This is a genomic window from Rhizobium sp. NZLR8, assembly GCF_019685025.1.
In the GTDB taxonomy this organism is placed as follows: Bacteria; Pseudomonadota; Alphaproteobacteria; order Rhizobiales; family Rhizobiaceae; genus Rhizobium.
Window position 1 is genome coordinate 1 of sequence record NZ_JABDVY010000027.1, and the last position, 12,360, is coordinate 12,360.

13 protein-coding genes are annotated in these 12,360 nt (G+C 62.3%); 8 read left to right on the forward strand and 5 right to left on the reverse strand.

Going from position 1 to position 12,360, the window contains the following annotated elements:
* Positions 1–177: 177 nt before the first annotated feature.
* The 3 genes from HJB89_RS32585 to HJB89_RS32595 form a co-directional block, all read right to left on the reverse strand.
* Positions 178–1,131 (reverse strand): acetyl-CoA carboxylase carboxyltransferase subunit alpha, encoded by a 954-nt coding sequence (locus tag HJB89_RS32585; RefSeq protein ID WP_221115533.1) that lies wholly within the window; start codon positions 1,129–1,131, stop codon positions 178–180.
* Positions 1,132–1,193: 62 nt separating this feature from the next.
* Complete coding sequence (xerD, locus tag HJB89_RS32590; protein ID WP_207582016.1) at positions 1,194–2,147, reverse strand: site-specific tyrosine recombinase XerD; 954 nt, start codon at positions 2,145–2,147, stop codon at positions 1,194–1,196.
* Positions 2,148–2,152: 5 nt separating this feature from the next.
* Positions 2,153–2,329, reverse strand: coding sequence for a hypothetical protein (locus HJB89_RS32595; protein WP_204330089.1), 177 nt, complete (start codon positions 2,327–2,329; stop codon positions 2,153–2,155).
* 148 nt (positions 2,330–2,477) lie between these two features.
* Between HJB89_RS32595 and HJB89_RS32600 the strand changes: the two genes are divergently transcribed.
* Genes HJB89_RS32600 through HJB89_RS32610 form a run of 3 tightly spaced genes read left to right on the forward strand, consistent with a single transcriptional unit; the run spans position 2,478 to position 5,505 of the window.
* Positions 2,478–3,068: a shikimate kinase gene (locus HJB89_RS32600; RefSeq protein WP_207582015.1), complete on the forward strand. Its 591-nt coding sequence runs from the start codon at positions 2,478–2,480 to the stop codon at positions 3,066–3,068.
* On the forward strand, positions 3,065–4,195 hold the full coding sequence (gene aroB, locus HJB89_RS32605; protein WP_207582014.1) for a 3-dehydroquinate synthase: 1,131 nt from the start codon (positions 3,065–3,067) through the stop codon (positions 4,193–4,195). Before HJB89_RS32600 ends, aroB begins: the two co-directional genes overlap by 4 nt.
* Positions 4,192–5,505, forward strand: a complete 1,314-nt coding sequence (locus tag HJB89_RS32610) for an HlyC/CorC family transporter (protein ID WP_207582013.1) — start codon at positions 4,192–4,194, stop codon at positions 5,503–5,505. Before aroB ends, HJB89_RS32610 begins: the two co-directional genes overlap by 4 nt.
* 152 nt (positions 5,506–5,657) lie before the next feature.
* On the opposite strand, the gene HJB89_RS32615 is transcribed toward HJB89_RS32610, so the two are convergent.
* Positions 5,658–5,942 carry a BolA family transcriptional regulator gene (locus HJB89_RS32615; protein WP_221140195.1) on the reverse strand — a complete coding sequence of 95 codons (285 nt, stop codon included), beginning with the start codon at positions 5,940–5,942 and terminating at the stop codon, positions 5,658–5,660.
* Between the two features lie 102 nt (positions 5,943–6,044).
* Between HJB89_RS32615 and HJB89_RS32620 the strand changes: the two genes are divergently transcribed.
* The 5 genes from HJB89_RS32620 (at position 6,045) to HJB89_RS32640 (ending at position 11,538) form a co-directional block, all read left to right on the forward strand.
* Positions 6,045–6,662, forward strand: a complete 618-nt coding sequence (locus HJB89_RS32620; RefSeq protein WP_221115535.1) for a J domain-containing protein — start codon at positions 6,045–6,047, stop codon at positions 6,660–6,662.
* Between the two features lie 309 nt (positions 6,663–6,971).
* Positions 6,972–7,964: a cobaltochelatase subunit CobS gene (cobS, locus tag HJB89_RS32625; protein ID WP_221115536.1), complete on the forward strand. Its 993-nt coding sequence runs from the start codon at positions 6,972–6,974 to the stop codon at positions 7,962–7,964.
* A 12-nt stretch (positions 7,965–7,976) separates the two neighbouring features.
* A complete protein-coding gene (gene cobT, locus HJB89_RS32630) occupies positions 7,977–9,878 on the forward strand; it encodes a cobaltochelatase subunit CobT (RefSeq protein WP_221131698.1) in 1,902 nt (633 codons plus the stop codon).
* 16 nt (positions 9,879–9,894) lie between these two features.
* Positions 9,895–10,914 carry an esterase-like activity of phytase family protein gene (locus HJB89_RS32635; protein ID WP_221115538.1) on the forward strand — a complete coding sequence of 340 codons (1,020 nt, stop codon included), beginning with the start codon at positions 9,895–9,897 and terminating at the stop codon, positions 10,912–10,914.
* Between the two features lie 57 nt (positions 10,915–10,971).
* Complete coding sequence (locus tag HJB89_RS32640) at positions 10,972–11,538, forward strand: adenylate kinase (RefSeq protein ID WP_221151010.1); 567 nt, start codon at positions 10,972–10,974, stop codon at positions 11,536–11,538.
* Between the two features lie 129 nt (positions 11,539–11,667).
* Here HJB89_RS32640 and HJB89_RS32645 read toward each other — a convergent pair whose 3' ends face one another.
* Positions 11,668–12,303, reverse strand: coding sequence for a VUT family protein (locus tag HJB89_RS32645; RefSeq protein WP_207582006.1), 636 nt, complete (start codon positions 12,301–12,303; stop codon positions 11,668–11,670).
* Between the last annotated feature and the right edge of the window lie 57 nt (positions 12,304–12,360).

Consider the following 12,360-nt stretch of genomic DNA (forward strand, 5'->3'; position numbering starts at 1 on the left):
AAGGTCGACATACGAAAACAGCGACCCCGTCCGATCATCCCCGCCGCGCATCCAAATTCCCTCGAAATCACTTGCAAGATGGAATCATGTGTCCAGCCCAAAAGCCAGTGGGTTTTTCAGCAGCCTGTTAGAACAGGATTCAGATTTTAGGCCAACCGGGCCTAAAATCATCCTGTTCTAGAGATTGCGGCCGATATTGAGGAATTTCTGGCGTCGCTCGTTGCGCAGCTGCTCGCCGGAACGCGATGCCATTTCGCCGAGCGCATTGGCGATCATGTCGCCGGTCGCGGCAATGACGCTGTCGGGATCGCGATGGGCGCCGCCCAGCGGCTCGGAAATGATGCCGTCGATGATGCCGAGCGATTTCAGGTCCTCGGCAGTGATCTTCATGTTGGTCGCCGCTTCCCGGGCGCGGGTCGAATCGCGCCAGAGGATGGAGGCGGCGCCTTCCGGCGAGATGACGCTGTAGATCGAATGCTCGAGCATATAGACCTTGTTGCCGGTGGCGATGGCGATCGCGCCGCCCGAGCCGCCTTCGCCGATGACGATGGACACGAGGGGAACCTTGACGCCGAGACATTTTTCCGTCGAGCGGGCGATCGCCTCGGCCTGGCCGCGCTCTTCGGCGCCGACGCCGGGATAGGCGCCAGCCGTGTCCACCAGCGAAATCACCGGCAGGCCGAAACGATCGGCCATTTCGAGGATGCGGATCGCCTTGCGGTAGCCTTCCGGCCGCGGGCTGCCGAAATTGTGCTTCAGGCGGCTCTTGGTGTCGTTGCCCTTTTCCTGGCCGATGACGGCGACGGGCTGGCCGCGGAAGCGCGCGAGGCCCGCCTGGATCGCGGCATCCTCGGAAAATTTGCGGTCGCCGGCGAGCGGCGTGAATTCCTGGAACAGCGTCTTGGCGTAATCGACGAAATGCGGCCGCTGCGGATGGCGGGCGACCTGGGTCTTCTGCCAGGGATTGAGCTTGGAATAGATTTCGACGATCGCCTCGCGGACGCGAACCTCCAGCCTGCCGATTTCATCGGTGGTGTCGATGCTCTCGTCTTCCGTGGCGAGCTTCTTCAGCTCGATAATCTTGCCTTCGAGGTCGGAGATCGGCTTTTCGAAGTCGAGATAATTGTGCATGAGGTGCGTTTCCGTTCCTTGTGCCCGGGGCGTTTTCCTGGCTCCGCCCCTTGTCGCCGGTCCTATTCGTGCTTTTTCGCCTGTTTGGCAAGGGGGTGATGCGTCTGGACAAGCTGCTGCAGCCTCTCTTCCAGGACATGCGTGTAGATCTGTGTGGTCGAAATGTCCGAATGGCCGAGGAGTTCCTGCACGACGCGCAGATCGGCGCCATTGGCTAGCAGGTGGCTGGCAAAGGCGTGGCGCATGACATGCGGCGAGATCAGCGACGGCGTCAGCCCGGCGCGGATTGCCAAGTTCTTCAGGTCGCGGGCGAAAACCTGGCGTGGCAGGTAGCCCTCCTTCGAGGCGGCGGGAAACAGCCACGGGCTTTCCTGCGGCTGCTTCGCCACGGCATTTTCCGCCGCCAGCAGGCGCCCGTAGGATTTCAGCGCTGATATCGCCGAATGCGACAGCGGCACCAGCCGCTCCTTGTTGCCCTTGCCGCGGATCATCAGGAAACGGCCTTCCTGGTCGAGCACACGGGCGGGAAGCGTAACCAGTTCGCTGACACGCATGCCAGTGGCATAGAGCAGCTCCAGAAGCGCCAGCATGCGCAGGCGCTGCAGCTGGCCCGGCGCCGTATCCCCCGCTTCGGCCTCAGCCTGTGAAAGCAGCTTGCCGACCTCGTCGACGCCCATCGTCTTCGGCAGCGGACGGCCTTTCTTCGGCGCGTCGAGAATGCCGGTGGGGTCGTCGGTTCTCAGGCCCTCGGCGTAGAGGAATTTGTAGAATTGCCGCATGGCGGCAAGCCGGCGCGCCTGGGACGAGGGTTTGAAACCCTTTCGGGCAAGCGAGGAAAGATAGGCGGAGAGATCGGCGGAGGCAGCCTCGGTGAGCCGTATGCGACGCTCGTGCAGGAAGGAACTGACATCTTCGAGGTCACGCTCATAGGATTGCAGCGTGTTGGCGGCCGCGCCGCGCTCGGCGCTCATCATCTCCAGGAAGGATTCCACATGGACGCGGCCGAGATCCACCATTTCGGTCACTTCCTGGTCGGAGCGATCGCCCCCGTCGCGGGCGGATTGACCCGCTCGGACGGAATGCGGATCGTCACGTCGCGCGGCTCGGGCTCGACGAAGGTCACAAGCGCCCACATCGCTCCGTAGACCGTCCCGGCGAGGATCGCGCAGACGAACAGAAAACGGAACAGGGTCGGCATCCGGCAACTCCTTCATGCTCTGCTTCTGTTATAAGAAGCGTATCTGCAAGTGCAAGAAGCGGTATTCAAGCCATGATTCCCTTGTCCGCGACTTGACGCTCCAGCTGCATTTGTCGATACGGTTTGCAAACAAAGTGTGAATGGACCGATGAGTGAACCACTGCTGACCGTTGCTGACAGCTTGAAAGACAGAGCTCGCGCCGCGCTCGGTTCACGTAATCTCATCCTTGTCGGCCTGATGGGCGCTGGAAAATCCTCGGTCGGCCGGATCGTCGCCACCCAGCTCGGGATTCCCTTCATCGACAGCGATCACGAAATCGAGCGGGTGTCACGCATGACGATCGCCGAATTATTCGCGGCCTATGGCGAAGTGGAGTTCCGGGCGCTGGAAACGCGGGTGATGAAACGGCTGCTGAAGAGCGGGCCACGGGTCGTCTCCACCGGCGGCGGCGCCTTCATCAACGACCGGACGCGCAGGCATATCAAGAAGGGCGGCCTGTCCGTCTGGCTGAAGGCCGATCTCGACGTGCTCTGGGACAGGGTCGCCAAGCGTGATACGCGGCCGCTGCTCAAGACCGAAAATCCGAAGCAGACGCTCGAAGGCCTGATGAATGCGCGCTACCCGATCTACGCGCAGGCCGACCTCACCGTGCTCTCGCGCGACGTGCGCAAGGAAATCATGGCCGACGAGGTGCTGACGGCCGTGATCGAAGCTCAGAATGAAAGTGCAGCGTCATGAATGCGATACCCTCCGCCTCCGCCGTCCAGACGGTGCATGTGCCGCTCGGCGAGCGCGCCTATGACATCCTGATCGGTCCGGGGCTGATCGCACGGGCCGGCGCCGAGATCGCCTCCCGGCTCAAGGGCCGCAAGGCGGCGATCATCACTGATGAAAATGTCGCTCCGCTCTATTTGAAGGCGCTCGTCGCAAGTCTTGATGAAGCGGGCATTGCCTCGGCTGAGGTCGTCCTGCCGGCCGGCGAGAAGACCAAAAGCTTCGAACATCTGATAACTGTCTGCGACAAGGTGCTCGAAGCCCGTGTCGAGCGCAATGATTGCGTCATCGCGCTCGGCGGCGGCGTCATCGGCGACCTTTCTGGATTTGCCGCCGGCATCGTCCGCCGCGGCGTGCGCTTCGTGCAGGTGCCGACCTCGCTGCTGTCGCAGGTCGATTCCTCCGTCGGTGGCAAGACCGGCATCAATTCCCGCCACGGCAAAAATCTGATCGGCGTCTTCCATCAGCCGGATCTGGTTCTGGCCGATACCGATGTGCTGAATTCGCTTAGCGAGCGCGAATTCCGCGCCGGTTACGCCGAGGTCGCCAAATACGGGCTGATCGACAAGCCGGATTTCTTCGCCTGGCTGGAAGCCAACTGGACGTCGGTTTTTACAGGCGGTTCCGCCCGCATCGAGGCGATTGCCGCCAGCTGTCAGGCGAAGGCCGATGTCGTCGTTGCCGACGAGCGCGAGAACGGCCCGCGGGCGCTGCTCAATCTCGGCCACACTTTCGGCCATGCGCTTGAGGCGGCGACCGCCTATGACAGCTCCCGCCTCGTGCATGGCGAGGGCGTTGCGATCGGCATGGTGCTGGCACACGAATTCTCCGCACGGATGAACCTTGCAAGCCCCGACGATGCGCGGCGCGTCGAGCGGCACCTCAAGGAGGTCGGCCTGCCGACCCGCATGTCCGACATTCCGGGCGAGCTACCGCCGGCCGAAACGCTGATGGATGCGATCGCCCAGGACAAGAAGGTCAAGAGCGGCAAGCTCACCTTCATCTTGACGCGCGGCATTGGCCAGTCTTTCGTCGCCGACGACGTTCCGGCCTCCGAGGTGATCAGCTTTCTCCGGGAAAAACATCCGTGACAACTGTCGAAGGCGCTCTGGCATTTCTTGCAACATATTGGCCGGAGATCCTTTCGATCACGGCGCTCGTGCTGATGTCCGCCTTCTTTTCCGGCTCCGAGACGGCGCTGACCGCGGTTTCGCGCAGCCGCATCCATACGCTTGAAGCCAACGGCGACGAACGCGCCGGCCTCGTCCGGCAGTTGATCGAGCGGCGCGACCGGCTGATCGGCGCGCTGCTGATCGGCAACAATCTCGCCAACATCCTATCCTCCTCGATCGCCACCAGCCTGTTCCTCGGGCTGTTCGGCAATTCCGGCGTGGCGCTGGCGACGCTTGCGATGACCGTCATCCTGGTCATCTTCGCTGAAGTGCTGCCGAAGAGCTGGGCGATTTCGACACCCGACCGTTTCGCACTCGCCATTGCGGCTCCGGCCAGGCTCTTCGTCCTCGTCGTCGGCCCGCTTTCCTCCTTCGTCAACGCGATCGTCCGCCGGATCCTTGCGCTGTTCGGCATCAACCTGTCGCGGGAGACGTCGATGCTGACGGCGCATGAGGAACTGCGCGGCGCCGTCGACCTCTTGCACCGCGAGGGATCGGTGGTGAAGGCCGATCGCGACCGTCTCGGCGGCGTGCTCGATCTCAGCGAGCTGGAACTCTCCGATATCATGGTCCACCGCACGGCGATGCGGGCGATCAACGCCGACGATCCGCCGGAAGCGGTGGTGCGCGCCATTCTCGAAAGTCCCTATACGCGCATGCCTCTGTGGCGCGGCACGATTGACAACATCATCGGCGTCGTGCACGCCAAGGACCTGTTGCGGGCGCTTGCCGAGCCGAACATGGAGCCGCAGAACCTCGATATCGTCAAGATCGCGCAGAAGCCGTGGTTCGTGCCCGACAGCACCAATCTTGAAGATCAGCTCAACGCCTTCCTGCGGCGCAAGCAGCATTTCGCCGTCGTCGTCGACGAATATGGCGAGGTGCAGGGCATCGTCACGCTGGAAGATATCCTTGAGGAAATCGTCGGCGATATTTCCGACGAGCACGATATCGAGATCCAGGGCGTGCGCCAGGAGGCCGACGGTTCCGTCGTCGTCGACGGCGGCGTACCGATCCGCGACCTCAACCGCGCGCTCGACTGGAACCTGCCCGACGAGGAGGCGACGACGATTGCAGGCCTCGTCATCCATGAATCGATGACCATCCCGGAAGAGCGCCAGGCCTTCACCTTTTATGGCAAGCGTTTCGTCGTCATGAAGCGAGAGAAGAACCGCATCACCAAGCTGCGCATTCGCCCGGCCGGGGAAGACGGCGCGAAACCGGCCTGATCCGGCTTGGATTAGAGCATGTCGCGCAAAAGTGTGCCGCGGTCTTGCGATAACGACATGCGTAAAAACAAAGACCTAAAGCGCGAGAAGCGGATCTGAAAGATCGCGGCGCGCTTTAGCGGCTGCAGGTATCCATATAAGCTGCTGTGCCGCTACCAGCGGGTCGGCTCGTCAGGTGCTGCCGGTTCGACCGCCAGCGCATGCAGGCCGGCATCGAGTTCCGGTTTCAACAGGTCGGTGATCGCCCGGTGGCGCGCCAGCCGCGACATGCCGGCGAACTTGACTGAGACGATCCTCACCCGCATATGGGTTTCGCCGGTGCCGGTGATATCGGGCTGATGGCCGGCATGCAGATGGCTTTCGTCGATGACGCTCAGGCGTTCGGGGGCGAAGGCTTCGACAAGCTTTTCTTCGATGCGGGTTCTCAGGGTCATCATCCGATCTTGCTGTTTCGCGAAAAAGGTTCCCACCAAGCCAGCAACAAACCCATTTGTCAATTCTTGTTGTCGCGTCGCGACAGCCCCATAATTAGCGCCGTCATGACACTTGATTCCAAATATTTCGATCGCATCCGAACAAGTCGCAAACGCGAGCCTGAGGCAGAGGAGGCTCCGCCTACCTGTCAGTGGGACGGCTGCGACAAGAAAGGCGTGCATCGCGCTCCTGTCGGACGCAATGCGGAAGGCCAGTTCTTTTTGTTCTGCTTCGCGCACGTCAAGGACTACAACAAGGGCTATAATTATTTCTCCGGTCTTTCGGACGGCGAGATCGCTCGCTACCAGAAAGAGGCGATCACCGGCCACCGGCCGACATGGACCGTCGGCGTCAACAAGGCGGCGAAGGACAGTCCGCTGCATTCGGAGGTTCGCTCCGGCGCCTATACACGCGTTCGCGATCCCTTCGGCTTCGTCAAGGAAGGCGGCAAGGGCAGCGGGCCGCGTTTTCCCCAGGCGCGCAAGCTGAAATCGCTGGAAAGCAAGGCCTTCGATACGATGGGCCTCAATGCCAATGCGACGTCGGCGGAGATCAAGAGCCGCTACAAGGAACTGGTCAAGAAGCACCATCCGGATGCCAATGGCGGCGACCGCGGCTCGGAAGAGCGTTTCCGCGCCGTCATCCAGGCCTATCAATTGTTGAAGCAGAACGGTTTTTGTTAGTTCCCGTCCTTGCTCTTAGGCTTCAATCGGGTATGGTCCAAATCGGCTGAGGCCGCAGGCAAACGCGGCTCATATTTGTGCGTTTTCCCGACATCGCCTCCGCCGACCTTCCGGACGCGGCGTTTCTTGTCCGGGACTCTTTCAAGAATGCTCGCACGCGGTCATTATCCCGCCGAGGTTTCGTTTCAGTCCCGGAGAAGCATCGCCGACGTTCCGACCTGGACGAGCGCGGAATAAAATCGCGGCGTCACGGTTGCGACATGGCCTGAGACAGTATGGCCGGGTGGCTTCACCCGCCTTGGAGACATGATGAGCAAGATCGAACTTGATATTTCAGAACTGCCCGATACCACCGTTTCGGTCCGCGAGGCCTTCGGCATCGATTCCGACATCCGCGTTCCCGCCTACAGCAAGGGCGACGCCTATGTGCCGGACCTCGACACCGACTACCTGTTCGACCGCGACACGACGCTCGCCATTCTCGCAGGCTTCGCCCATAACCGCCGCGTGATGATCTCCGGCTATCACGGCACGGGCAAGTCCTCGCATATCGAGCAGGTGGCCGCACGGCTTAACTGGCCCTGCGTGCGCATCAACCTCGACAGCCATGTCAGCCGTATCGATCTTGTCGGCAAGGATGCGATCGTCGTCAAGGACGGGCTGCAGGTCACCGAATTCAAGGACGGCATCCTTCCCTGGGCCTATCAGCACAATGTCGCGCTGGTGTTCGACGAATATGATGCCGGCCGTCCCGATGTGATGTTCGTCATCCAGCGCGTGCTCGAATCCTCCGGCCGCCTGACGCTGCTCGACCAGAGCCGCGTCATCCGGCCGCACCCGGCCTTCCGCCTATTTGCGACCGCCAATACGATCGGCCTCGGTGATACCACCGGCCTCTATCACGGCACGCAGCAGATCAACCAGGCGCAGATGGACCGCTGGTCGATCGTGACGACGCTGAACTATCTGCCGCATGATCATGAAGTGAATATCGTCGCCGCCAAGGTGAAGAGCTTCGGCAAGGACAGGGAAGGTCGCGACACCGTGTCGAAGATGGTCCGCGTCGCCGACCTGACGCGCGCTGCCTTCATGAATGGCGACCTCTCCACGGTCATGAGCCCGCGTACCGTCATCACCTGGGCCGAGAATGCCGAGATCTTCGGCGATCTCGCCTTCGCGTTCCGCGTCACCTTCCTCAACAAGTGCGACGAGCTGGAGCGCCCTCTGGTCGCCGAGCATTATCAGCGGGCCTTCGGCGTCGAGCTGAAGGAAAGTGCCGCCAATATCGTTCTCGGAGCCTGAGACCGACCGATCATGGCAGCTCGCGGTGACAATTCGAAAGCAAAGCCCGGCGCCCCTGTCGACGTCGAGCCATTACGCCGGGCGATAACCGGCTGCGTGCGCTCGATCGCCGGCGACGGCGATGTCGAGGTGACCTTCGCCAATGAACGACCGGGGATGACCGGCGAGCGCATCCGGCTGCCGGAGCTTTCCAAGCGGCCGACGGCGCATGAGCTGGCGGTCACCCGCGGGCTTGGCGATTCCATGGCGCTGCGTCTCGCCTGTCATGACGAAAAGGTGCATTCGACGATGGCGCCGCAGGGCTCGGACGCCCGGGCGATCTTCGATGTCGTCGAGCAGGCGCGCGTCGAATCGATCGGCGCGCTGCGCATGGAGGGCATGGCGTCGAACCTGCGCTCCATGACCGAAGAGAAATATTCCAAGGCGAATTTCACCGGCATCGAACGCCAGGAAGACGCACCGGTCGGTGAAGCCGTTGCGATGATGGTGCGCGAGAAGCTGACCGGCCAGCGCCCGCCCGCCTCCGCCGGCAAGGTGCTCGACCTCTGGCGCGGCTTCATCGAGGACAAGGCAGGGTCCGAACTCGACAATCTGTCGAGCGCGATCAACGACCAGCAGGCCTTCGCCAAGGTCATCCGCAACATGCTGTCGGCCATGGAAATGGCCGAGGAATACGGCGACGACGACAGCGACGCCGATAATGACGACCAGTCGGATCAGGAAGACCAGCCGAGCGGCGACGAGCAGGATCAGGACGAGGTCGACGAGGATGCCGGCACCGACGCCGCCCCCGTCGAAGACAGTGAAGTCGCCGACGAGCAGATGGAGGACGGCGAGACCGAAGGCGCCGAAATTTCCGACGACGACATGATGGAAGAGGGCGAGGACGATTCGGAAACGCCGGGCGAGACCCGCCGTCCGAACACGCCTTTTGCCGATTTCAACGAGAAGGTCGATTATCACGTCTTTACCGAAGCGTTTGACGAGATCATCACCGCCGAGGAACTCTGCGATGCCGCCGAGTTGGAGCGCCTGCGCGCCTTCCTCGACAAGCAGCTGGCGCATCTGCAGGGCGCGGTCGGCCGCCTGGCCAACCGGCTGCAGCGCCGGCTGATGGCGCAGCAGAACCGCTCCTGGGATTTCGATCTGGAAGAGGGTTATCTCGATCCGGCCCGGCTGCAGCGTATCATCATCGATCCGATGCAGGCGCTGTCCTTCAAGATGGAGCGCGACACGCAGTTCCGCGACACCGTCGTCACCCTGCTCATCGACAATTCCGGCTCGATGCGCGGCCGGCCGATCACGGTTGCCGCCACCTGCGCCGATATTCTCGCCCGCACGCTGGAGCGCTGCGGCGTCAAGGTCGAGATCCTCGGCTTCACCACCAAGGCCTGGAAAGGCGGGCAGGCACGTGAGGGCTGGCTTGCCGGCGGCAAGCCGCAGACGCCGGGTCGCCTCAACGACCTGCGCCATATCATCTACAAATCGGCCGACGCGCCGTGGCGGCGGGCACGGGCCAATCTCGGGCTGATGATGCGCGAGGGCCTGCTCAAGGAAAATATTGACGGCGAGGCGCTGATCTGGGCGCATAATCGTCTGCTCGCACGCCGCGAGCAGCGCCGCATCCTGATGATGATTTCGGACGGGGCGCCGGTCGACGATTCGACGCTGTCGGTCAATCCAGGCAATTATCTCGAGCGGCACCTGCGCGCCGTCATCGAGCAGATCGAGACGCGCTCGCCTGTCGAACTGCTGGCGATCGGCATCGGTCACGATGTGACACGTTACTATCGCCGCGCCGTGACGATCGTCGATGCCGACGAGCTTGCCGGCGCGATGACCGAGCAGCTTGCCTCGCTGTTCGAAGATAAATCCGCCCCGTCGCGTGGCAGCCGGATACGCCGTGCCGGTTGACCGGCTGGAAGGAAGCATGGCTGGTAAGCGCCTTTACCGCGCAGTGTCGATTGCCCTCTGCATCGCCGCTGGCGCGTGCCCCGCATCGGCGCGCGACGTGCCGGTCATTAGCCGGCAAATCTCTGATTTCAGGATCGGCTCTTCGCAGACGAACTTCGGGTCGCTGGAATTTCTCGGCGGACTGGAGATGGTTTCCAGCCGAGCCCTGTTCGGCTCGCTTTCCGCCATCCGCTTCCGGCCGGACCAGCAACATTTCGTCGTCGTGCTCGATACCGGTCAATGGCTGACGGGCAGCATCGAGCGCGACCTCAAGGGCAGGCTTTCCGGTCTCTCCAATGTCGAGATCACCCCGATGAAGAACATCGCCGGGCGCAGCTTCGAGGGCAAGGGGCATATGGATGCCGAGGGCCTGGCGCTCGATGGTAACAGGATCCTGGTCTCCTTCGAGCAGGATCACCGCGTCGATATCTATCCCGATCCGGGTTTTGCCGATTCCGGCGCGATCGCCACTCTGCCCATCCTCATCCCGCGGAAGATGCTGAGCGACAACCGCGGCATCGAGACCATTGCCGTGGCGCCGGCATCGAGCCCGCTCAAGGGCGGCGTTGTTATCGTCTCCGAACGCGGTCTCGATAGCGACGGCAACCGGGTCGCGGCTATTCTGAACGGCCCGCTGAAAGGGCGTTTCTCAGTGGCGCGGGACGGCAGCTTCGACATCACCGACGGCGCCTTCCTGCCGAACGGCGACCTGCTGCTGCTGGAACGTCGCTTCAATATGGCCGAAGGCATCGGCATGCGGATTCGGCGCATCAAGGGCGGCGATATCAGGCCCGGCGCCGTCGTCGACGGCGAATTGCTGCTCGAAGGCAATTTCAATTCTCAGATCGACAATATGGAAGGGCTGGACACGTTCCAGGCCGCCGACGGTACCACCCATATCGTCCTGGTGTCGGACGACAATCATTCGATCCTACAGCGCAATCTAATGCTGGAATTCCGGCTGACCGAACAGACCGCACACAAAGCGTCAGACTGACGTCATACGCGTCGGCGGTCATGCCGGAGCATCGGTCGGCAGCCTTCGGAGGACATCATAGTGCATATCCACGTCATGGGTGCGTCCGGTTCCGGCACGACATCGCTCGGCGGTGCGTTGGCCGTAAGGCTCGATATCGCCCATCTCGATACAGACGATTTCTTTTGGCTGCCAACCGATCCGCCGTTCACGACGCCGAGGGATGCCGGTGAGCGCATTCGGCTGCTGCTTGAGGAGAAGCGACGGCCTCGTGGCTGGGTTCTTTCCGGATCGGCGCTGAAGTGGGGCACCCCGCTGGAGCCGCTCTACGATCTGATCGTGTTCCTCAGGATCGAGCCGGAGCTTCGTATGGCGCGCATCCGCGCGCGGGAGGTGGCCCGATATGGAAACAGGATTGGGCCCGGCGGCGACATGGAAGTAAAAAGCGGGCAATTCCTGGAATGGGCGGCAAGTTACGACACAGCCGGTCCCGAACGCCGCAGCCTTGCGGCGCATGAGCAATGGCTGGAAACGCAGACGGCGCCGGTGTTGCGGCTCGATTCGTCGCTTGGTATCGACGAGCTGGCTGCAGCGGTCCTTCTGCATCCGGCCATCGCTGCCGGTGCGGTCCGGCGGCGTCGGTGAGTTGAATGAAAGCATGTCGCGCAAAAGTGTGCAGCGGTTTTCAAAGCGCGAAGCGCTTTTGCCGCAACGACATGCGTAAAAACAATGGGCTAAAGCGCCAAGAGCGAATCTGAAGGATCGCGACGCGCTTTATCTGGCGCGGGCTGCCTGCATCGGCCGCAGCACGTTCATCAGCGCGCCGTAGGGCAAGAGCATGACGAGGCCGACGATCATCTTGACGGCGAAATCGCCGATCGCCCAGGAAATCCAGCGCGGAGCCTCGGTGGCGAAGACGCCGAGGACGGGGGCTGCTTCCAGCGCGAAGGGCTCGTTCGGGCCGAGGAAGACGAAAAACGCGGCGAAGGACAGCGAGAAGAACATCACCGTATCCAGCGCCGAGCCGATCAGCGAGCCGACGAGCGGCGCGCGCCACCAGGCCTGGCGGCGAAGGCGGTTGAAGACGGCGATATCGAGCAGCTGGCCGGCGAGATAGGCAGAGCCGGAGGCGATGGCGATGCGCGGCACTGACGTGAAGAAGGAGAGCGTCACGCCGACGACGAATCCGGCAAGGACGACCTTGCGGGCTGCCTGCGGGCCGAACTGGCGGTTGGTCAGATCGGTGATCAGGAAGGCGATCGGATAGGAGAAGGCGCCCCAGGTCAGGATGTCGGCAAGGTTGACGCCGGCGACTTCGGCGTTCAGCGGAAACTGGACGAGGAAGTTGGAAGCGACGACGACGAGTGTCATCAGCGCGACATAGGCGATGGTATAGCGGGTCTTCGGCATTTTTTTATCCTGGGTGATGCCACCAGTTGGAGCGACGATCCGGCAAAGCAAAAGGCT

Bases quoted from the DNA above. Each gene is read 5' to 3' on its own strand.
- HJB89_RS32585 (WP_221115533.1), bottom strand. From the start codon at position 1,131: ATGCACAATTATCTCGACTTCGAAAAGCCGATCTCCGACCTCGAAGGC.
- xerD (WP_207582016.1), bottom strand. From the start codon at position 2,147: ATGGTGGATCTCGGCCGCGTCCATGTGGAATCCTTCCTGGAGATGATG.
- HJB89_RS32595 (WP_204330089.1), bottom strand. From the start codon at position 2,329: ATGCCGACCCTGTTCCGTTTTCTGTTCGTCTGCGCGATCCTCGCCGGG.
- HJB89_RS32600 (WP_207582015.1), top strand. From the start codon at position 2,478: ATGAGTGAACCACTGCTGACCGTTGCTGACAGCTTGAAAGACAGAGCT.
- aroB (WP_207582014.1), top strand. From the start codon at position 3,065: ATGAATGCGATACCCTCCGCCTCCGCCGTCCAGACGGTGCATGTGCCG.
- HJB89_RS32615 (WP_221140195.1), bottom strand. From the start codon at position 5,942: ATGATGACCCTGAGAACCCGCATCGAAGAAAAGCTTGTCGAAGCCTTC.
- HJB89_RS32620 (WP_221115535.1), top strand. From the start codon at position 6,045: ATGACACTTGATTCCAAATATTTCGATCGCATCCGAACAAGTCGCAAA.
- cobS (WP_221115536.1), top strand. From the start codon at position 6,972: ATGAGCAAGATCGAACTTGATATTTCAGAACTGCCCGATACCACCGTT.
- cobT (WP_221131698.1), top strand. From the start codon at position 7,977: ATGGCAGCTCGCGGTGACAATTCGAAAGCAAAGCCCGGCGCCCCTGTC.
- HJB89_RS32635 (WP_221115538.1), top strand. From the start codon at position 9,895: ATGGCTGGTAAGCGCCTTTACCGCGCAGTGTCGATTGCCCTCTGCATC.
- HJB89_RS32645 (WP_207582006.1), bottom strand. From the start codon at position 12,303: ATGCCGAAGACCCGCTATACCATCGCCTATGTCGCGCTGATGACACTC.